This window comes from Pseudomonas sp. HMSC057H01 (assembly GCF_001836405.1).
GTDB classification, from domain to species: domain Bacteria; phylum Pseudomonadota; class Gammaproteobacteria; order Pseudomonadales; family Pseudomonadaceae; genus Pseudomonas; species Pseudomonas aeruginosa.
Map to the genome: position 1 here is coordinate 72683 of NZ_KV828475.1, position 19451 is coordinate 92133.

A 19451-nucleotide genomic window follows, 5' to 3' on the forward strand; every position below is an offset into this window, starting at 1 on the left:
CCTGAAGGACAGGCGCCGGCGGGGATCAGGCCTTGCCGGTGATCTTCCGGTATTTCTCCATCAACTGGTCCTTGCTCTCGACATTGGCGTCGTCGAGGGGAATGCAGTCCACCGGACAGACCTGCTGGCACTGCGGCTCGTCGTAGTGGCCGACGCACTCGGTGCAGAGATTGGGATCGATCACATAGATTTCTTCGCCTTGCGAGATCGCGCCGTTCGGGCATTCGGGTTCGCAGACGTCGCAATTGATGCAATCGTCAGTGATTTTCAGGGACATCTAACAACTCCAACCGCGACGGACAGCCACGGCATCGGTAACGGGAATAGCGGAATTGTGCCGCATCGGCGCCCGCAGTGCACGCGGGGCGCCGACGGGAGGCCGGCGAAGAGACGCGGATCAGCGCTTGAAACGTTCCGCCAGGGCGTCTGCCACGGCCGGATGCACGAACTTGCTGATATCCCCGCCGAGAGCGGCGATTTCCCGGACCAGCGTCGAGGAAATGAAGGAATACTTCTCCGACGGGGTGAGGAACATGCTTTCCACGTCGGGGGCGAGCTGGCGGTTCATGTTGGCCAACTGGAACTCGTACTCGAAGTCGGAAACCGCGCGCAGGCCGCGGAGGAAGACATTCGCCTTCTGCTCCTTGACGAAGTGCGCCAGCAGGGTGGAGAAGCCCACCACCTCGACGTTCGGCAGGTGCTTGGTGACCTCCTGGGCCAGCGCCACCCGCTGTTCCAGGCTGAACAGGGGGTTCTTCTTGGGGCTGGCGGCGACCGCGATGATCACATGGTCGAAAAGCCGTGAAGCACGTTCGATCAGATCGCCGTGACCCTTGGTGATGGGATCGAAGGTGCCTGGGTACAGCACTCGGTTCATCGCTACGTCCTGGCAGGGTTTCGTAAGGGAATCGGATGGTAGCGCAGGGATGCCCGTGCGGCCAAGACGCACGGGCCATCGGCCTTTAGCCCATAGGTCTGATGGCGCCGGGCCGGCTGCCGCGGCGCGCGGCCGGCCCGGCGGCGGTTCAGGCCCTGGCCAGGCGTTCGGCCAGCGCGCTGGCCAGTTGCGCGGTAAGACCGTAGACCGAGAGCTGCGGGTTGGCGCCGATGCTGGTGGGGAACAGCGAGCCGTCGTGGATCGACAGGTTTCGCAGGTGGTGATGGCGGCCGAGGCTGTCGGCCACCGCCACGGCCGGGTCTTCGCCCATGGCGCAGCCGCCCATGACGTGGGCGCTGCCCAGGCGCGTGCGGTAGATCTCCAGGCGCAGGCCGTCGATGATCCCGCGCGCCTCCTGCAGGTTCTTCGCGCTACGCGCGTCGCTGTGCACCGGCCGCACTTCCCGGGCGCCGGCGGCGAACTGGATCTCCGCCATGGTATGGAAGGCACGGCGGATACCGTCCCAGGTGTAGTCGGTCATTCGGTAGTCGAGCACCGGGGTGTCGTCGCCGCGCAGGCCGACCGAGCCCTCCGCGCTGTCCGGGTGGAAGCCGTCGCGGAGCAGGGCGAGCATCATGTTGGTATGCGGTAGCTGTTCCATGCGCAGGGCGTTGTCGCTGCCGAAGCCGCCGAGCAGCACCGAGGCCAGCGACGGTTGCAGCGGCGGCACCTCCAGTTTGTAGGACATGCGTCCGGTGACGCCGTCGTCCCATTGGAAATGGTCGGAGTAGATCGACTGCGGTGCGCCGTAGAAGGGGTTGATCACCCGGTCGAACAGCCCTGCGCTGAAATTCACCGTGTGCAGGAAGGTGCGCTTGCCGACCCGCTGGCTCGGATCAGGCGCCTTCGAGCGGAGAAGAATCGCCGGGGTGTTGATGCCGCCGCCGGACAGCACGTAGTGCCTGGCCCGGACCCTGATCCGGCGGCCGTTGGGCGCCACGCAGCGCTCATCCATGCCCAGGCATTCGAGGCCCGTCACCTTGTCGCCATCCAGCAGCAGGCGGTTGGCGCGCGCCAGGTAGAGCAGCTCGCCGCCCTTGTCGAGGGTCGCCGGGATGGTGGTGACCAGCATCGACTGCTTGGCGTTGACCGGGCAGCCCATGCCGCAGTAGCCGAGGTTCCAGCAACCGAGGACGTTGCGCGGGATGACCTTCCAGTGATAGCCGAGCTTCTCGCAGCCCAGGCGGATCACGTCGTTGTTGGCATTCGGCGGCAGCGCCCAGGGCGCCACGTGCAGGCGCTGCTCCATTTTCTCGAACCAGGGCGCCATGTCCTCCGCGCTGTGGCCCTTGACCCCGTAGACCTGGGCCCAGTGCTGCAGGGTCGGTTCCGGGGTGCGGAAGCTGCTGGTCCAGTTGATCAGGGTGGTGCCGCCCACGGCGCGGCCCTGGAGGATGGTGATGGCGCCGTCCTTGCTCATCCGGCCGATGCCTTCCTGGTACAGCTCGGGGTAGGCGTCGGCCTCCTGCATCTTGAAATCGCTGCTGGTCTTCAGCGGGCCCTCTTCCACCAGCAGCACCTTCAGGCCGGCGGCGCTGAGGATTTCCGCGGTGGTGCCGCCGCCGGCGCCGGTGCCGACCACGACCACGTCGGCCTCCAGCTCCAGGTCGTCGTCCAGGCGCGAGCCGTTGTAGGTTTTCCAGCCGCGGGCGAGGCCCTCGGCGAACAGATCGGGTACAGGCATGAATGCACTCTCAGGCTAGGCGGCTTCGGGCTCTTCGTATTGTTCCGGGGGCGGCTCAAGCGATCTTCGGCGGTCCGGGGTAGCCACAATGGGCCCACGCCTCGGGGCGGGCGTACCAGGCCATCATCGCCAGTTGCATCAGCGAACTGTGGCCCATCCGCAACAGGCCGATGAAGCTGTTTTCCCAGCGCGAAAGGAATGCCCGCACGTCGTCGCCGCTGGCGTTCTCCCAACTGCCCCAGATACCGGTCAGCGGGCCACGGGTGAGCGGCAGGGCGAGCACGTCGAAGAGTTGCTGGGTGAGCTTGAACATCTCCGGGGAGAGCCGCGCCAGGTTGTGGTCGAGGCTCTGGATCGCGCCCTCCACGGCTTTCGGCATCTGCTCGGCGGAAACCGCGCCGAGCAGCATCACCGGCAGCAGCGCACGGAGGAACGGCAGGTCGGATTCGCGGACCTTTTCCAGGCCGCTCGCCGGTTTCTCCGCCGAACAGCCGGTGAGGCTGGCGGTGACGCCCGCGGTGGCGAGGAAGGCGCCGCCGATCAGGCCGACTTTCATCAGGCTGCGTCGGGACAGGCCGGCGCTTTCGAGAGTGGTGTCGCTCATTGTTGTTATGTCACCTGCAGCGTAGGAATGAGGGGGCGCCGCACGCGCCCCGGTTCAGCGCACGAACAGCTTGTAGACGAGCTTCTGGATCGACTTGCCGTAGGGCGGGTAGATCATTCGCGCGGCGTTGAAGCGCGGCTTGCTGAACACGCCCTTGGCCTTGCTGAAGGTGAGGAAGCCTTCGTGGCCATGGTAGTGGCCCATGCCGGAGGGACCGACGCCACCGAACGGGATGTCGTCCTGGGCGACATGCAGCAGGGTGTCGTTCAGACACACACCGCCTGAGTGGGTCTCGTGCAGCACGCGCTGCTGCTGCGCCTTGTCGTAGCCGAAGTAGTACAGGGCCAGCGGTCGCGGGCGCTGGTTGACGTAGGCCAGGGCGTCTTCCAGGCGCTCGTAGGGGATCACCGGCAGCAGCGGGCCGAAGATTTCCTCCTGCATCACTTTCATGTCGTCGCTGACGTTCAGCAGCAGCGTCTGCGGCAGGCGCCGTTGCTGGCCTTCGGCGAACAGCGGGACGAGGGTCGCGCCCTTCTCGCGGGCGTCGTCGAGATAGCCCCGGAGGCGGCCGAGCTGGCGCTCGTTGATGATCGCGGTGTAGTCGGGGTTGTCCGAAAGACGCGGGAAGAAGCCCTGGACCACCTCCTTGTACTGACTGACGAATTCCTCGACGCGCCGGCTCGGTACCAGCACGTAGTCGGGCGCGACGCAGGTCTGCCCGGCGTTGAGGCTCTTGCCGAAGGCGATCCGCTCGGCGGCGTCCTTCATCGGCACGCTGTCGGAGATGATCGCCGGCGACTTGCCGCCCAGCTCCAGGGTGACCGGGGTCAGGTTCTCGGCGGCGGCGCGCATCACGTGCTTGCCGACGCTGGTGGCGCCGGTGAACAGCAGGTGGTCGAACGGCAGCTTGGAAAAGGCCACGCCGACGTCTACCTCGCCTAGCACCACGGCGACCTGGTCCTCGGGGAAGATCCGCGCCAGCAGGTCCTTGAGCAGGCGCCCGGTGGCCGGGGTCGACTCGCTCATCTTGATCATCACCCGGTTGCCGGCGGCGAGGGCCCCGGTCAGCGGGCCGATGGAGAGGAACAGCGGATAGTTCCAAGGCACGATCACCCCGACCACGCCCAGCGGCTGGTACACCACCTGGGCCGAGGCCGGCTGGAATTGCAGGCCGACCGCGCGGCGCGCGGGCTTCATCCATTTCTTCACGCGCTTGGCGGCGTAGTGGATGCCGTGCAGGCTGGGCATGATCTCGGCGAGCAGGGTCTCGTCGGCGGAGCGCGCGCTGAAGTCCCGGTCGATGGCCTCGATCAGTGCCTGCTGTTCCTTGAACAGCAGCTCGCGCAGGGCCTTCAGCCACTGCACGCGCTGCGTGGCGTCGGGCATCGGCTGCGCCAGGTAGGCGGCGCGCTGGCGGGCGAAGAGGGCTTCGAGCTGGTTGATTTCCTGCTGGCTCTGCTGCAGGTAGGCGATATCGGCGACCATGGGCTGGCTCCTCGGCGAAGCGTGGGCGGCTGCGTGGCCGCGCGTCTGTCGTTATGGCGGACCTGGGTCGGTCCGATGAATTTCGCTGCGTCGCTGGATTTCTAGAGTAAATACTCTAAAGTGTCAAACAGCATGCCTGCCAGCCCGGCGCTTGCGTACCCAACGAAAGGCGGGCCGGTCGCCGGCCGCCACCCCGGGGGCTGACCCGGGCGGCCAGCTTTGTGTACCTTCTACGCTGTCACGGCGGGGCGCGCCCCGCACTGTTACCCGAACGAGCCCGTCGTCCCCATGGCACCACGCATCAAGACCCGCGATCGCATCGCCCAGGCCAGCCTGGAACTGTTCAACGCCCAGGGCGAGCGCAGCGTCACCACCAACCATATCGCCACCCACCTGGGTATATCGCCTGGGAACCTCTACTACCACTACCCGAACAAGCAGGCGATCATCGCCGAGCTGTTCGCCGAGTACGAAAGCCACGTCGAGAGTTTCCTGCGCCTGCCCGAAGGGCGGGGTCTGACGGTGGACGACAAGACCTTCTACCTGGAAGCGCTACTGGCCGCGATGTGGCGCTACCGCTTCCTCCACCGCGACCTCGAGCACCTGCTGGAAAGCGACCCGGAGCTGGCGGCGCGCTACCGCGCCTTCGCCCAGCGTTGCCTGGTCAACGCCAAGGCGATCTACCGGGGCTTCACCGAGGCCGGCATCCTGCGGATGAACGAGACCCAGCTGGAGGCCCTGACCCTCAACGCCTGGATCATCCTCACCTCCTGGGTGCGCTTCCTCTGCACCACCCTCGATCTCGACGGCGACCTCAGCGAGGCGCAACTGCGTCGCGGCATCTACCAGGTGCTGGCGCTGGAGAGCGGGCACATCGAGGCGCAGGCCCAGGATGCGGTGGACGGGATTTCCGAGCGGCTCTACGTGCCGCTCTGATCGCGCAGGGTTTTCTCCAGCACCTGCTGGATGTGGATGCCGTGGCGGCGGAAGAAGGCTTCGGTACCGAGGGTGGCGTCGGTGAACAGGTAGGCGCCGCGGTGATCCTCGGCGAAGCGCCGCAGCAGGGCTGCGCCGACGCCGCTGCGCTGTGCGCCGGGCAGCACGGCGATTTCCGCCAGCCAGACGCGAATCGGTGTTTCTTCCTCGGCGCGCAGCAGGCCGACCAGGCGGCCGTCGCGTTCGGCCAGCAGGGAATAGCCGGAATGCTGGTACAGCGTGCGTAGCTCGGCAGGCGGCATGCGCCGGTCCCAGCCGACCGCCGCGTGGATCGCCAGGATCGCCTCGCAGTCGGCGTCGTCGAGCATCGGGTTGTGCCGCAGCGTCAGTTCCATTCGCCCCCCTTTTTCCTTCAGCCTGTTCCTATTCTGCCGCCCGTCGCCGGACGCCGGCCAGCTCAGTGCTGCCGCAGGCGGGCCTCCAGCCAGTCGGGGATGCGTCGTTCCAAGTAGTAGGTGGGCTGGCGCGGAGAGCCGTCGACGAAGCCGACGTGACCGCCGCGGGCGTGCAGTTCCAGCTCGGTGCAGGGTGCCAGTTCGCTGCGATCGGGCAGGCTGCGGGCGAACACGAAGGGGTCGTCGCTGGAATGGATGATCAGGCTCGGCGTGCGGATGTCCGGCAGGTAGTAGCGGCTGGACGCGCGCCGATAGTAATCCCTGGCGTCGGCGAAGCCGTGCAGCGGCGCGGTGACCCGGCCGTCGAAGTCCCAGAAGGTGCGCATGCCCTCCAGCGGACCGAGGCGTTGCAGGGCGGCCAGGCCTTCCGCCTGGCCCTGCTCGCCGAACAGCCGCTGCTTGTCCTGCACGTAGGCCAGCATGGCCTTCATGAAGTGCGCCTGGTAGACCCGGGAAAAGCCCAGGCCGATGCGGTCGGCGCACTCGTCCAGGCGGAACGGCACCGACACCGCGACGCCGCCGAGCAGCGGGCAGTCCCCAGCGGTTTCGCCCAGGTACTTGAGCAGCACGTTGCCGCCCAGCGAATAGCCGACCGCGTACAGCGGCGCTTGCGGGCGCCTGGCGCGCAGGTGCGCGACCACCTCGGCGAGGTCGTCGCTGACCCCGGAATGGTAGCCGCGCGGCAGGCGGTTCGGCTCCCCCGAGCAACCGCGCCAGTTCAGCGCCACGCTGGCCCAGCCGCGCTCCAGCAGGGCGCGCTGCAGACCGAGGATGTAGTGTGACGAGGATGACCCGGTGAGGCCGTGCAGTGCCAGCACCAGCGGGGTTTCGGCATCGTGCGGGCCGGCCCAGTCGAGGTCGATGAAGTCGCCATCGGCCAGCCACAGGCGTTCGCGCTGCCGTTCCAGGGTCGGCCCGCGGCGGAAGAACGGGCTCCACAGGGTCTGCAGGTGCGGATTGGGCAGCCACCAGGCGGGCTGGAAGGTCGGGGACGCGGTCATGCGCAGGTCATGGGCGGTGGTGGTGTGGTCACCAGCTTACCAGCCGAACTCGTCGGCGAGGTCCTCCGCCCGCTGGCGCGAACCGAGGATCGGTTGCAGTTCGTCGACGAGCTGCTGCCGATAGCGGGGCGCGACGCTGCAGTCGTCCAGCAGGATGTCCTCGCCGGCGCCGCTCCAGACCTCGCCGAAGCAGGCCAGGCTGGCCGCCATCTGCCACAGGTCGTCGAAGCACGGGGCCGGGTCCCAGCCCCTGCCGCCATGCAGGTCGAAGAGTATGCGCCCGCTGCCGGTCTCGAGGATGAAAGGGTCGGCGCCCTGGTCGGCCACCACCAGCCAGTCGTCCTGCCAGCCCGACAGGCGCTCGCCGCTGATGCCGTGCCAGCGGTAGCCGGCCTGGCGCTGCCAGAGGCGGGCCAGGGACGGCAGGAAAAATGGGTTGCCGGCACTCTCCAGGGTGCAGTCGAGTGGGCCGACCTCGCGGTAGAAACGCTCCAGCTCGGCGGGCAGGGCGATATCGCCCTGCCAGTCGGCGGCGGATTGCGCCGCGCAAGGCTCGCCAAGCGCCAGCAGGCGTTGGCGAATGCTCGCGGAAGCCGGGCTCATCCTCAGGCTCCCCGCTGCCAGAGCGCGTAATGTACGTTGCCGGCTTTCTTTTCCCGGTGCAGCCGCCAGTTTCCGGGCAGGCCGAGGGACGAGGGGACGCTCTCGCTCTCGGTATAGATCCAGGCGTCGGGGTTCAGCCAGCCGCGGGTTTCGAGCAGGCGGCAGGCGTCCTGCAGCAGGTTCTGATGGAACGGCGGGTCGAGGAACACCAGGTCGAAGGCGCTCGGAGCCTGGTTTCCCAGGTAGCGCACGGCATCGCCGAGGACCAGTTGGGCGGTGCCGCACTTGAGCGCGTCGAGGTGGTTGCGCAGGGCCGCCACCGCTTCGCCGTTGGTATCCAGGGCCAGCCCTTCGCGGGCGCCGCGCGACAACGCCTCGAGGAACAGCGCGCCGCTGCCGGCGAAGGGATCGAGCACCCGTGCGCCTTCGACATAGGGTGCCAGCCAGTTGAACAGGGTCTCGCGGACCCGGTCCGGGGTCGGTCGCAGGCCGGGCCCGTCGGGAAAGACGAAACGCCGGCTGCGCCATTCGCCACCGATGATCCGCAGCTGTCCCTGGCCGCCGTGGCGGCCGGGGGCTTTCGCAGTAGGTTTGCTCATCAATGCTCCGGAACGCCGCTGGGTTGCTGGGCCGGCTTGGCGGTGGGTGGCGGCAGGGGTTTCTGCGGCACGCTCGGGCCGGCGCTGACGATGACGAAGGCGTCGGCGTCCAGGTGCTTGGCCATGGCGGTCCTGACCTGTTCGACGCTGAGTCCCTCGACCTGCTTGAGGAAGCTTTCCAGGTAGTCCAGCGGCAGGCCGTAGAAACCGATGGCGCCGAGCTGGCCGACGATGTCGGCGTTGCTCGCGGTGGACAGCGGGAAGCTGCCGGCCAGTTCGCGCTTGGCGTCGTCCAGTTCCTTCTGGGTCGGGCCGTTGGCCAGGTAGTCGCGGACGATGTCCTGGACCAGCTTCAGCGCACCTTCGCTGAGTTCGGCGCGGGTCTGGAAGTTGATCATGAACGGACCGCGTGCCTGCATGGCGGTGAAGCCGGAATAGATGCCGTAGGTCAGGCCGCGCTTTTCTCGCACCTGGTCCATCAGGCGGGTGCCGAAGCCGCCGCCGCCGAGGATCTGGTTGCCCAGGTAGAGCGCCGCGTAGTCGGGATCCTGGCGGTCGATGCCAAGCTGGGCGAGCATCAGGTGGGTCTGCTCGGAGGGGAAGTCGATGTGCGTCAGGCCGGGCTTGGGCGTTTCCGGCTGGGCGGTCTTGGCCAGCGCCGGGCCCTGGGGCAGCGCCTTGGAGACTTCCGCGGCGATCGCTTCGGCCTCCTGCCGCGAGAGGTCGCCGACCAGCGCGATGACCACGTTGCCGGCGGCGTAGGCTTTCTTGTGGAACGCCTGCAATTGTTCGCGGCTGATCGGTGGAACGGACTTTTCGTCGCCGTCGCTGGAGTGCGCGTAGGGATGCTCGCCATAGAGGCGCTTGAACAGCTCCAGCCCGGCCAGCTTGCCGGGGTTCTGCTTCTGGTACTCGAAACCGGCCAGGACCTGGTTCTTGATGCGTGCCAGGGCGTCCTCGGGGAAGGTCGGCTGGCCGATCACCTGTTCGAACAGCTTCAGCGCCTGGGTCCGCTTGTCGGCGTCGGACAGGCTGCGCAGGCCGGCCACCGCCATGTCGCGGTAGGAACCGTTGCTGAACGAGGCGCCGAGGTCCTCGAAGCCGGCGGCGATGGCAGTGGTGTCCTTGCCTGGCACGCCTTCGTTGAGCATGGCGTTGGTCAGCATCGACAGGCCGGGGGTGCCGGCGTCCTGGCTGCTGCCGGCGGCGAAGGTCAGGCGCAGGTCGAACATCGGCAGTTCATGGGCTTCGACGAACAGCACCTTGGCACCTTCGGCGGTCTTCCATTCCTGGATGTCCAGCTTGCGATGGACCGGCGCCTGCTTGGCGACGTCCTTCAGCGACTGCAACTGGTTTTCCTCGACCGCCGCGGCATGGGCCGCCGCCGGGGTCTGGGGGGGACGCGCGACGAAATAGGCCAGCGCGGCCAGCAACGCGATGACGATCAGGCCGAGCAGGCCATAACGCAGCCCTGTGCGCTCACTCATGACGGGCCTCCTTTTCCTCGGCCTTCACAGGCAGCACTTGCGCCAGGGTCAGGCGCGACGGGGTGAAATAGGTGCGGGCGGCTTTCTGGATATCGTCCGGAGTCACTGCCTTGAGGGCCTCCAGGTCCTGGTCGATCAGCTTCCAGGACAGGCCGACGCTTTCCAGCTGGCCGATGCTGCTGGCCTGGGCGGCGATGGAGTCCTTCTCGTAGACCATCCCGGCGATCATCTGCGCGCGCACGCGCTCGATCTCCGCGGCGCTGGGCGGGTTCTGCTTGAGGTCATCGAGCTGCTTCCACAGACCGGCCTCGACCTGCTCGAGAGTCTTGCCCTTCTGCACGTTCGGCGTGGCCGAGAGGACGAACAGGCTGTCGCCGCGGTTGAACGCGTCATAGTAGGTGGAGGCGCCGGCGACCAGCTCCTCGCCGCGCTCCAGGCGCGAGGCCAGGCGGGCGCTGTAGCCGCCATCGAGCAGCGCGCCGATCAGGCGCAGGGCGTTGACTTCGCGAGGGTTCTCGCTGCTGCCCAGGCTGGGCACATTGAAGCCCATGATCAGGTTCGGCAGCTGGGTGCGTACGTACAGCTTGAGCCGGCGCTCGCCGGGCTCGGCCAGTTCCAGCGGCTTGCGCGCCGGCGGTAGCTGGCGCCAGGGGATCTCGCCGAAGTAGCGCTTGGCGAGGGTCTTGACCTCGTCGGCGGTGACGTCGCCGACCACTACCAGGGTGGCGTTGTTCGGCGCGTACCAGGATTCGTACCAGTGGCGCAGGTCGTCGATGGTCATGCGCTGCAGGTCGGCCATCCAGCCGATGGTCGGGGTGTGGTAGCCGCTGGCCGGGTAGGCGGCGGCCTTGAAGCGCTCGAAGGCGAGGGCGTTGGGATTGTCGTCGGTGCGCAGGCGGCGCTCCTCCTTGATCACCTCGATCTCGCTCTTGAACTGGTCGGCCGGCAGGCTCAGGTGGGCCATGCGGTCGGCTTCCATCTCCAGCGCCACCGGCAGGCGGTCGCGGGCCAGGACCTGGTAATAGGCGGTGTAGTCGTCGGTGGTGAAGGCGTTCTCTTCCGCACCCAGGTCGCGCAGCACCCGCGAGGCTTCGCCCGGGCCGAGCTTGCGGCTGCCCTTGAACATCATGTGTTCGAGGGCGTGGGACAGGCCGGTGAGCCCGGGTGTCTCGTAGCTGGAGCCGATCCTGTACCAGAGTTGGGAAACCACCACCGGGGCGCGGTGGTCTTCACGCACTATGACCTTCAGGCCGTTGTCGAGGCTGAACTCGTGGGTGGGCTGGGTTTCCGCCGCCTGGGCGAAAAGCGGGAGACAAAGGCTGGCTAGGAGCAGGCCGACGCGGCGGCGAGCTGGGGTTTTCATGGTGATCTGGACCTTTCGTGCCGCCACCGGGGTCTCAGGTCACTGCGGGGCAGGACCCTTAGCCCCGTCGGGCGAGGAGATGCTAGGATACCCATCCGTTTTCCGGGCGGCCACGTCCCGTGCCGCTCCCTTGAGATACAAGCATTCATGTTTGGTTCCAACGACGACAAGAAGGCCCCGCAGGGCGGGGAAAAGAAAGGTCTGTTCGGCTGGTGGCGGAAAAAGCCGCAAGCCGGCGAGCAGCCTGCCGATCAGCCTGTCGAGCCGGTCTCCGAGACAGCGGCCGCCGAGCAGCGCGCGCCTGCCGATGACGTGGCGCAATCCCTGACAGAACAGCCAGGTCGGCAGCAGCCCTCCGCTGCCGAGCCGGCCGAGCCGCCGGCGCCGGTTGCCGAAGCGCCGCTCGCCGGTGACGAGCCAGCGTCGGCCGAGGAGCATTCGCCCCGCCCCGAGGCGCCCGTCGCACAACCCGAGCCTATCCTCGCTGCCGAGCCCGAGCCCGAGCCCGAGCCCGAGCCCGAGCCCGTTGCGCCGCTGGCCGCCGCTCCGGCAGTCAGCGAGCCGGCGACCAGGCCGGGCTTCTTCGCCCGCCTCCGGCAGGGACTGTCCAAGACCAGCGCCAGCATCGGCGAAGGCATGGCCAGCCTGTTCCTCGGCCGCAAGGAAATCGACGACGACCTGCTCGACGACATCGAGACGCGCCTGCTGACCGCCGACGTCGGCGTCGAGGCCACCACCCTGATCGTGCAGAACCTGACCAAGCGCGTGGCGCGCAAGGAGCTGGCCGACAGCGGCGCGCTGTACAAGGCGCTGCAGGAAGAGCTGGCCAGCCTGCTGCGCCCGGTGGAGCAGCCGTTGCAGGTCGACGTCGCGCGCGAGCCCTATGTGATCCTGGTGGTCGGGGTGAACGGCGTGGGCAAGACCACCACCATCGGCAAGCTGGCGAAGAAGCTGCAACTCGAGGGCAAGAAGGTCATGCTGGCCGCCGGCGACACCTTCCGCGCCGCCGCCGTGGAGCAGTTGCAGGTCTGGGGCGAGCGCAACCGCATCCCGGTGATCGCCCAGCACACCGGCGCCGACTCCGCCTCGGTGATCTTCGACGCGGTGCAGGCCGCCAAGGCCCGCGGCATCGACGTGCTGATCGCCGATACCGCCGGACGCCTGCATACCAAGGACAACCTGATGGAGGAGCTGAAGAAGGTGCGCCGGGTGATCGGCAAGCTGGACGAGACGGCGCCCCATGAGGTCCTGCTGGTGCTCGACGCCGGCACCGGGCAGAACGCCATCAACCAGGCCAAGCAGTTCAACCTCGCGGTGGAGCTGACCGGCCTGGCCCTGACCAAACTGGACGGCACCGCCAAGGGCGGGGTGATCTTCGCCCTGGCCAAGCAGTTCGGCCTGCCGATCCGCTATATCGGTGTCGGCGAGGGGATCGACGATCTCCGTACCTTCGAGGCCGACGCCTTCGTCCAGGCACTCTTCGCAGAGCGGGAGAACGCATGATCCGCTTCGAGCAGGTCGGCAAACGCTATCCCAACGGCCACGTAGGCCTGCACGAGGTGTCCTTCCGCGTGCACCGTGGCGAGATCCTCTTCGTCACCGGCCACTCCGGCGCCGGCAAGAGCACCCTGCTGCGCCTCATCCTGGCGATGGAGCGACCGACCAGCGGCAAGCTGTTGCTCGGCGGCCAGGACCTGGGGCGCATCACTACCGCGCAGATCCCTTTCCTGCGCCGGCAGATCGGCGTGGTGTTCCAGAACCACCAACTGCTCACCGATCGTACGGTGGCGGACAACATCGCCCTGCCGCTGCAGATCCTCGGCATGCCCAAGCCGGAGATCGCCAAGCGCGTGGCCTCGGCCCTGGAGCGGGTGAACCTGAAGGAAAAGGGCGAGGCGTTGCCTTCCGACCTTTCCACCGGCCAGCAGCAGCGGGTCGGCATTGCCCGCGCCATCGTCCACCAGCCGGCCCTGCTGCTGGCGGACGAACCCACCGGCAACCTCGACCCGCGACTCGCGTCGGAAATCATGGGCGTGTTCGAGGATATCAATCGCCTGGGCACCACCGTACTGATCGCCAGCCACGACCTGGCCCTGATCGCCCGTATGCGCCATCGCATGCTGACCCTGCAGCGTGGCCGGATCATCGCTGACCGTGAGGACGAGGCCTGATGAGCGCCAACGATCTTCCCCGTGGCCCCGAAGAGGGCGCACCGGAACGCAAGACCCGCGAGAAACCGAGCCAGGAACAGACCGACTGGAGCGGCTCGTTCAGCGCCTACCTGGAAAGCCATCGCGCCAGCCTGGTGGACAGCCTGCGCCGGTTGTTCGGCCACCCGTTCGGCAGCTTCTTCACCTGCCTGGTGATGGGTATCACCCTGAGCCTGCCGATGGGCCTTTCGCTGCTGCTGAACAATGTCGAACGGCTCGGCGGCTCCTGGCAGCGCGCCGCGCAGATCTCCCTGTTCCTCGACCTGAAGACCAGCGAAAACCAGGGCCAGGACCTGCGCGAGCAGATCGAGCGCCTGCCGGACGTGATCGAGGCCCAACTGATCAGCCGCGAGCAGGCGCTCAGCGAATTGCAGGAACAGTCCGGCCTGGGCGAAGCGCTCAAGGAGCTGCCGGAGAACCCACTGCCGCCGGTGATCTCGGTCACGCCCAAGCAGATCGATCGGGCCGGCCTGGAGGCACTGCGCCAGCAGCTCGCGGAGCTGCCTCATGTGCAGCAGGCGCAGCTCGACCTGGTATGGGTCGAGCGCCTGAGCGCGATCCTAAAGCTCGGCGAACGCTTCGTCTTCGGCCTGACTATCCTGCTGGTGCTGACTCTCTTGCTGGTGGTGGGCAACACCATCCGCCTGCACATCGAAAATCGCCGTAACGAAATCGAGGTGATCAAGCTGGTCGGCGGGACGGACGGTTACGTGCGCCGGCCATTCCTGTACATGGGCGCGTTGTACGGCCTGGGCGCGGGCATCCTGTCCTGGGCGCTGCTGGCCTATTCGCTGAACTGGCTGAACGGTTCGGTGGTCAACCTTTCAGGGCTGTACGGCAGCGACTTCGGCCTGCAGGGCGTGCCGCTGGACGACGGCCTGTCGCTCACCGTCGGCGCGGTGCTGCTTGGCTGGGTCGGCGCCTGGCTGGCCGTGGCCCGCCACCTGCGCGAGCTGGCGCCGCGCTGAGGACAGGGGAATCACGACCGGCCGGCGGGTCGCTGTAAAGGAACTTATACACCCGCTTGCAGTCAGATATCCGAGTGCTACACTGCGCGAGTTTCGTGAATCGGAGGATTCGCATGACCACTTCTTTGCAACCTGTACATGCCTTGGTTCCAGGCGCAAACCTGGAAGCCTATGTGCACTCGGTGAACAGCATTCCGCTGTTGTCGCCGGAGCAGGAGCGTGAACTGGCCGAACGCCTCTTCTATCAGCAAGACCTGGAAGCGGCGCGGCAGATGGTGTTGGCGCACCTGCGCTTCGTTGTTCATATCGCCAAGAGTTATTCGGGGTACGGCCTGGCCCAGGCCGACCTGATCCAGGAAGGCAACGTCGGCCTGATGAAGGCCGTGAAGCGTTTCAACCCGGAAATGGGCGTTCGCCTGGTGTCCTTCGCCGTGCACTGGATCAAGGCGGAGATCCACGAGTTCATCCTGCGCAACTGGCGGATCGTCAAGGTCGCCACCACCAAGGCGCAGCGCAAGCTGTTCTTCAACCTGCGCAGCCAGAAGAAGCGCCTGGCCTGGTTGAACAACGAGGAAGTCCATCGCGTCGCCGAGAGCCTGGGGGTCGAGCCCCGCGAAGTGCGCGAGATGGAAAGCCGCCTGACCGGCCAGGACATGGCGTTCGACCCGGCCGCCGACGCGGACGACGAGAGCGCCTACCAGTCGCCGGCGCATTACCTCGAAGACCACCGCTACGACCCGGCGCGCCAGTTGGAAGACGCCGACTGGAGCGACAGCTCCAGCGCCAACCTGCACGAGGCGCTGGAAGGCCTCGACGAGCGCAGCCGCGACATTCTCCAGCAGCGCTGGCTGTCCGAGGAGAAGGCCACGCTGCACGACCTGGCGGAAAAGTACAACGTCTCCGCCGAGCGTATCCGGCAGCTGGAAAAGAACGCCATGAGCAAGCTGAAAGGGCGGATTCTCGCCTGATCGCCGCGCCTCGCGAAAACCGCACCCCGCAAGGGTGCGGTTTTTTTCTGCCCGGAGGAATCCCATGCCGCGCAATACCCGCTGGCTGTTCTACCTGTCGCTGGCGGTCCTGACCTTCGTCGTCGGTGCCTGGCTGGTCCGTACGCCGGAACCGGCGCGGCCGTTGCCGTGGCTGGCCGACTGGCAGGAGCAGGTGCTGGCGCCGTTGGCGGACAACGCCCTGACCCTGCGCCAGCTGCACGACGCGGTGGATGGCGAGCTGTGGGTGGACCCGCGCCTGGATGGCGTGCGCCTGGCCTTCCGTGGCCGCCTGCTGGGCGACGGCGGCCCCTGGCAGGTGGAAGGCGAGCTGGGTCTGAGCGCCGAGGAGCAACTGAGCCTGCAGCGGGCATCCGCGTTGCAGCCTGGCAGCGCGCCGCAGCCATTGAGCGCCGGATTGGAAGGACAGTTGGGCGACAAGCCGATCGTGGCGCTGAGCATGATTCCCGAAGGCAGGGTTGGTGCCGAGCGGCTGCTGGCCAGTCTCGGCCAGCCGCGCCTGCGCCTGCAACTGGCCCAGGGCGAGGCCTGGGTCTATCCGCAACTGGGCCTGACCGCGCACCTGCCGGACGACGACTTGCGGCTGATGCTCGCGGTGCCGCGCCAGGCCCTGGAAAAACCGCCGCGTTGAGCTTTCAGCGCTCCAGGCGCAGCAGGTAGTCGTCGCCGCCCAACTGCCACATCTGCTGGCGAATCCAGGCCGCGCGCTGGCGCACGTAGGGGCCCGGCCTGGCCGCGCTCCATTTCAGCGGGCTGGGCAGCACCGCGGCGAGCTGGCTGGCCTGGGTGCGGCTCAGGCGCTCGGCGTCGAGGCCGAAGTGATAGCGTGCCGCAGCCTGCGCGCCGAAGACGCCCGGGCCCCATTCGGCGCTGTTCAGGTAGACCTCGAGAATCCGTTGCTTGGTCCAGAGCGTCTCGATCAGCAGGGTGAACCAGGCCTCCAGGCCCTTGCGCAGCCAACTGCGCCCGGACCAGAGGAAGACGTTCTTCGCCACTTGCTGGCTGAGCGTACTGGCGCCGCGGATACTGCCGCCGCGCTCGTTGTGCGCGAGGGCCTGCTGGATGGCCGGCAGGTCGAAGCCGTGGTGCTCGGCGAAGTGCTGGTCCTCGCCGGCGATCACCGCGACCTTCAGGCTGTCCGGCAACTGCTCCCAGGAGCGCCAGTCGCGCTGCAGGTCGATGGGCTGGCCGTCGACCCAGGAGCCGACCTTGCGTTCGACCATGACCATGGTCCCCGGTGGCGGCACCCAGCGCAGGACCGCGACCAGCACGACGCTGGCGGCCATGAACCAGAGCAGGTACTTGAACAGGCGGCGGAACAGGGATCGCAACATGCGCGGCTTGGCTTGGAAGAAGGGGGCGGCCATTATAGCGGGCTGGATGCTATCACCGGAGTCTTGTCCATGCTTCGTCCCTTCCTGTTGTTGGCGGCATTTTTCGGTTTCACCGGCGTGGCCCTCGGGGCGTTCGCCGCCCACGGCCTGAAGAAGCAGCTCAGCGCCGAGTACCTGGCGGTATTCCAGACCGGCGTGCACTACCAGTTGATCCACGCCCTGGCGCTGTTCGGCGTGGCGCTGCTCGCCACCCGCCTGGACGGCCGCCTGGTGAGCGCGGCGGGTGGCCTGTTCACGCTGGGCATCCTGCTGTTCTCCGGCAGCCTCTACCTGCTGACCCTCAGTGGCATCGGCAAGCTCGGCATCGTCACCCCGTTCGGCGGCGTCTCCTTCCTCGCCGGCTGGCTGTGCCTGGGGCTGGCCGCCTGGCGCCTGGGCAACGCCTGAGACCGGTTGCCTCAGGCGGCGCACTTGTCGACAAGGCGCCTTGGTCATCGGGGTGGATCGGGCTAGAATGCCGCTCCCTTTCACTTGCGTGACCGTCCAGCCATGCAGATTCAACTGAACGGCGAGCCCTTCGAGCTGCCCGACGCGCAGAGCGTCGCGGACCTGCTGGCCCGCCTGGAGCTTGGCGGCCGCCGCGTGGCCGTCGAGCTGAACCTGGATATCGTGCCGCGCAGCCAGCACGCCAGCACCGCGCTCAAGGATGGCGACCGCGTGGAGATCGTCCACGCCATCGGCGGCGGCTAGGCCTGGCCCCCGAACCCTTCCATCGGCCCCGCAAGCCTTTCCATCCAGGAGTCATCCGATGAGCCAAGCATCCAGTACCGATACCCCCTTCGTCATCGCCGGCCGTACCTATGGCTCGCGCCTGCTGGTGGGGACCGGCAAGTACAAGGACCTCGACGAGACCCGCCGGGCCATCGAGGCCTCCGGAGCGGAGATCGTCACGGTGGCGGTGCGGCGCACCAACATCGGGCAGAATCCCGACGAGCCGAACCTACTGGATGTGATCCCGCCGGATCGCTACACCATCCTGCCGAACACCGCCGGCTGCTATGACGCGGTCGAGGCCGTGCGCACCTGCCGCCTGGCCCGCGAGCTGCTGGACGGGCACAACCTGGTCAAGCTGGAAGTCCTCGCCGACCAGAAGACTCTGTTCCCCAACGTCGTCGAGACCCTCAAGGCCGCCGAGCAACTGGTGAAGGACGGCTTCGACGTGATGGTGTACACCAGCGACGACCCGATCATCGCCCGCCAGCTGGCCGAGATCGGCTGCATCGCGGTGATGCCGCTGGCCGGCCTGATCGGCTCCGGCCTGGGCATCTGCAACCCCTACAACCTGCGCATCATCCTCGAGGAAGCCAAGGTCCCGGTGCTGGTCGACGCCGGCGTGGGCACCGCTTCCGATGCAGCGATCGCCATGGAGCTGGGTTGCGAGGCGGTGCTGATGAACACCGCCATCGCCCATGCCAAGGACCCGGTGATGATGGCCGAGGCCATGAAGCACGCGATCGTCGCCGGTCGCCTCGCCTACCTGGCCGGACGCATGCCGCGCAAGCTGTATGCCAGCGCCTCGTCGCCGCTGGACGGCCTGATCGACTGATACCGACTACCTGGGGCGGGCTGTCCGCCGGATGCGGGAAGCGTCCGGCAGGCAGCCCGCCCTTCTGTCTCTAGCAAGGTTTTCTTTTCCATGAGCGATACCCCGCAATCCCCGGCCCAGGGCTCCCTGGCGGAACACGACGAAGCACGGCCGATGCGCACCGTGAAGAGCTTCGTGATGCGCGCCGGGCGCATGACCGAAGGCCAGCAGCGTGGCCTCGACCTGGGCTGGCCGAAGTTCGGCCTGGAACTGAGCGATGAGGTTCAGGACTTCGACGCGATCTTCGGTCGCCAGGCGCCGCGGACTTTCGAGATCGGTTTCGGCATGGGCCATTCCACCCTGGAAATGGCCGCCGCCGCGCCTGACATCGACTTCATCGGCGTCGAGGTGCACAAGCCGGGCGTCGGCGCGCTGCTCAACGGCCTGCTGACCCAGGGCCTGGGCAACGTGCGGGTGTATAGCTGCGACGCGCTGGAAGTGCTGCGCCACTGCGTGGCCGACGCCAGCCTCGATCGGCTGCTGCTGTTCTTCCCCGATCCCTGGCACAAGAAGCGCCACCACAAGCGGCGGATCGTCCAGCCGGAATTCGCCGAACTGGTGCGGCGCAAGCTGAAGGTCGGCGGCGTGCTGCACATGGCCACCGACTGGGAGCCCTATGCCGAGCACATGCTGGACGTCATGAGCGCGGCGCCGGGCTACCGCAACCAGGCCGAAGACGGCCGCTTCGTAGCGCGCCCGCAAGAGCGTCCGGTGACCAAGTTCGAACGGCGCGGGGAGCGCCTGGGACATGGCGTCTGGGACCTCAAGTTCGAGCGCATCGACTGATCCACCGCACCAGCGACGTATCCCTGGCGCCGAACCGGCGCCGGGACTCCAAGCAGACCGGGAACACCCGGCGGACCTCACCTTCAAGCTGCACGTTTCCCGGCTTCGGCCGGATCCAATAATAAGAGCGGCACGGCTCGGCCGGCTGCAAAGGAGACTGCTGTGTTGAAGAAACTGGGCATCCTGTTGCTCGGGGCCGGTTGCGCCTGGGCGGCGCAGGCCAAGGTAGACGAAGTCCAGGCCGCACGCCTGGACCAGGACCTGACCCCGCTGGGAGCGGAGCGGGCCGGCAACGCCGATGGCAGCATCCCGCCCTGGACCGGCGGCATCACCCAGGCGCCGGCCGG

Annotated in this window: 22 protein-coding genes and 1 pseudogene; 11 read left to right on the top strand and 12 right to left on the bottom strand. The window is 67.5% G+C overall.

The genetic code is table 11. The features are described 5' to 3' along the window. Window positions 1–25: 25 nt before the first annotated feature. From HMPREF2581_RS15775 to HMPREF2581_RS15795, 5 genes are all read right to left on the bottom strand, one after another. Window positions 26–277: a YfhL family 4Fe-4S dicluster ferredoxin gene (locus HMPREF2581_RS15775; protein ID WP_003084462.1), complete on the bottom strand. Its 252-nt coding sequence runs from the start codon at window positions 275–277 to the stop codon at window positions 26–28. Window positions 278–397: 120 nt separating this feature from the next. Beyond that, window positions 398–877: a pantetheine-phosphate adenylyltransferase gene (gene coaD / locus HMPREF2581_RS15780; RefSeq protein WP_003084466.1), complete on the bottom strand. Its 480-nt coding sequence runs from the start codon at window positions 875–877 to the stop codon at window positions 398–400. A gap of 148 nt (window positions 878–1025) precedes the next feature. Beyond that, complete coding sequence (locus HMPREF2581_RS15785; RefSeq protein ID WP_003102870.1) at window positions 1026–2621, bottom strand: GMC family oxidoreductase; 1596 nt, start codon at window positions 2619–2621, stop codon at window positions 1026–1028. 55 nt (window positions 2622–2676) lie between these two features. After that, on the bottom strand, window positions 2677–3225 hold the full coding sequence (locus HMPREF2581_RS15790; protein ID WP_003084486.1) for a hypothetical protein: 549 nt from the start codon (window positions 3223–3225) through the stop codon (window positions 2677–2679). Window positions 3226–3279: 54 nt separating this feature from the next. Beyond that, the gene (locus HMPREF2581_RS15795) at window positions 3280–4710 is read right to left on the bottom strand and encodes a coniferyl aldehyde dehydrogenase (RefSeq protein WP_004365023.1); all 1431 of its coding nucleotides are present in this window, start codon (window positions 4708–4710) and stop codon (window positions 3280–3282) included. A 288-nt stretch (window positions 4711–4998) separates the two neighbouring features. Between HMPREF2581_RS15795 and HMPREF2581_RS15800 the strand changes: the two genes are divergently transcribed. Beyond that, window positions 4999–5646 (top strand): TetR/AcrR family transcriptional regulator, encoded by a 648-nt coding sequence (locus HMPREF2581_RS15800; RefSeq protein ID WP_003084488.1) that lies wholly within the window; start codon window positions 4999–5001, stop codon window positions 5644–5646. Here HMPREF2581_RS15800 and HMPREF2581_RS15805 read toward each other — a convergent pair. The 6 genes from HMPREF2581_RS15805 to HMPREF2581_RS15830 all read right to left on the bottom strand — a co-directional run bounded on the left by HMPREF2581_RS15805 (window position 5631) and on the right by HMPREF2581_RS15830 (window position 11181). Continuing rightward, on the bottom strand, window positions 5631–6041 hold the full coding sequence (locus tag HMPREF2581_RS15805; RefSeq protein WP_003084489.1) for a GNAT family N-acetyltransferase: 411 nt from the start codon (window positions 6039–6041) through the stop codon (window positions 5631–5633). The genes HMPREF2581_RS15800 and HMPREF2581_RS15805 overlap by 16 nt on opposite strands. A 62-nt stretch (window positions 6042–6103) precedes the next feature. Beyond that, window positions 6104–7102 (bottom strand): hydrolase, encoded by a 999-nt coding sequence (locus tag HMPREF2581_RS15810; RefSeq protein ID WP_003084490.1) that lies wholly within the window; start codon window positions 7100–7102, stop codon window positions 6104–6106. A gap of 36 nt (window positions 7103–7138) precedes the next feature. After that, a complete protein-coding gene (locus tag HMPREF2581_RS15815) occupies window positions 7139–7705 on the bottom strand; it encodes a hypothetical protein (protein WP_003110405.1) in 567 nt (188 codons plus the stop codon). A 2-nt stretch (window positions 7706–7707) separates the two neighbouring features. Then, window positions 7708–8304, bottom strand: coding sequence for a 16S rRNA (guanine(966)-N(2))-methyltransferase RsmD (rsmD, locus tag HMPREF2581_RS15820; protein WP_003102864.1), 597 nt, complete (start codon window positions 8302–8304; stop codon window positions 7708–7710). Further along, a complete protein-coding gene (locus HMPREF2581_RS15825) occupies window positions 8304–9791 on the bottom strand; it encodes a M16 family metallopeptidase (RefSeq protein WP_004365024.1) in 1488 nt (495 codons plus the stop codon). The genes rsmD and HMPREF2581_RS15825 overlap by 1 nt, the downstream gene beginning before the upstream one ends. Beyond that, window positions 9784–11181, bottom strand: a complete 1398-nt coding sequence (locus HMPREF2581_RS15830) for a M16 family metallopeptidase (protein WP_003084498.1) — start codon at window positions 11179–11181, stop codon at window positions 9784–9786. The genes HMPREF2581_RS15825 and HMPREF2581_RS15830 overlap by 8 nt, the downstream gene beginning before the upstream one ends. Before the next feature lie 120 nt (window positions 11182–11301). Between HMPREF2581_RS15830 and ftsY the strand changes: the two genes are divergently transcribed. From ftsY to HMPREF2581_RS15855, 5 genes are all read left to right on the top strand, one after another. Beyond that, the gene (gene ftsY, locus HMPREF2581_RS15835) at window positions 11302–12657 is read left to right on the top strand and encodes a signal recognition particle-docking protein FtsY (protein WP_004365026.1); all 1356 of its coding nucleotides are present in this window, start codon (window positions 11302–11304) and stop codon (window positions 12655–12657) included. After that, the gene (gene ftsE, locus HMPREF2581_RS15840; RefSeq protein WP_003084505.1) at window positions 12654–13325 is read left to right on the top strand and encodes a cell division ATP-binding protein FtsE; all 672 of its coding nucleotides are present in this window, start codon (window positions 12654–12656) and stop codon (window positions 13323–13325) included. The genes ftsY and ftsE overlap by 4 nt, the downstream gene beginning before the upstream one ends. Further along, window positions 13325–14332, top strand: a complete 1008-nt coding sequence (gene ftsX, locus HMPREF2581_RS15845) for a permease-like cell division protein FtsX (RefSeq protein WP_003084508.1) — start codon at window positions 13325–13327, stop codon at window positions 14330–14332. The genes ftsE and ftsX overlap by 1 nt, the downstream gene beginning before the upstream one ends. Window positions 14333–14445: 113 nt before the next feature. Further along, a complete protein-coding gene (gene rpoH / locus HMPREF2581_RS15850; protein ID WP_003084510.1) occupies window positions 14446–15300 on the top strand; it encodes an RNA polymerase sigma factor RpoH in 855 nt (284 codons plus the stop codon). Between the two features lie 64 nt (window positions 15301–15364). Then, the gene (locus HMPREF2581_RS15855; RefSeq protein ID WP_003084511.1) at window positions 15365–15970 is read left to right on the top strand and encodes a hypothetical protein; all 606 of its coding nucleotides are present in this window, start codon (window positions 15365–15367) and stop codon (window positions 15968–15970) included. Window positions 15971–15974: 4 nt separating this feature from the next. Here the strand turns inward: HMPREF2581_RS15855 and mtgA are convergent, their stop codons facing one another. After that, entirely contained in the window at window positions 15975–16706 is a 732-nt protein-coding gene (mtgA, locus tag HMPREF2581_RS15860; protein WP_003100972.1) for a monofunctional biosynthetic peptidoglycan transglycosylase, read from the bottom strand. Window positions 16707–16742: 36 nt separating this feature from the next. Between mtgA and HMPREF2581_RS15865 the strand changes: the two genes are divergently transcribed. The 5 genes and pseudogenes from HMPREF2581_RS15865 to HMPREF2581_RS15885 all read left to right on the top strand — a co-directional run. Then, entirely contained in the window at window positions 16743–17120 is a 378-nt protein-coding gene (locus HMPREF2581_RS15865) for a DUF423 domain-containing protein (RefSeq protein WP_003084513.1), read from the top strand. Window positions 17121–17222: 102 nt separating this feature from the next. Continuing rightward, a complete protein-coding gene (thiS, locus tag HMPREF2581_RS15870) occupies window positions 17223–17423 on the top strand; it encodes a sulfur carrier protein ThiS (RefSeq protein WP_003084514.1) in 201 nt (66 codons plus the stop codon). A gap of 58 nt (window positions 17424–17481) precedes the next feature. Continuing rightward, the gene (locus tag HMPREF2581_RS15875) at window positions 17482–18279 is read left to right on the top strand and encodes a thiazole synthase (protein ID WP_003084517.1); all 798 of its coding nucleotides are present in this window, start codon (window positions 17482–17484) and stop codon (window positions 18277–18279) included. 153 nt (window positions 18280–18432) lie between these two features. Then, a complete protein-coding gene (gene trmB, locus HMPREF2581_RS15880) occupies window positions 18433–19104 on the top strand; it encodes a tRNA (guanosine(46)-N7)-methyltransferase TrmB (RefSeq protein WP_004365031.1) in 672 nt (223 codons plus the stop codon). Window positions 19105–19266: 162 nt separating this feature from the next. Further along, window positions 19267–19451: pseudogene (locus tag HMPREF2581_RS15885) on the top strand (DUF1329 domain-containing protein); the annotation flags it as partial.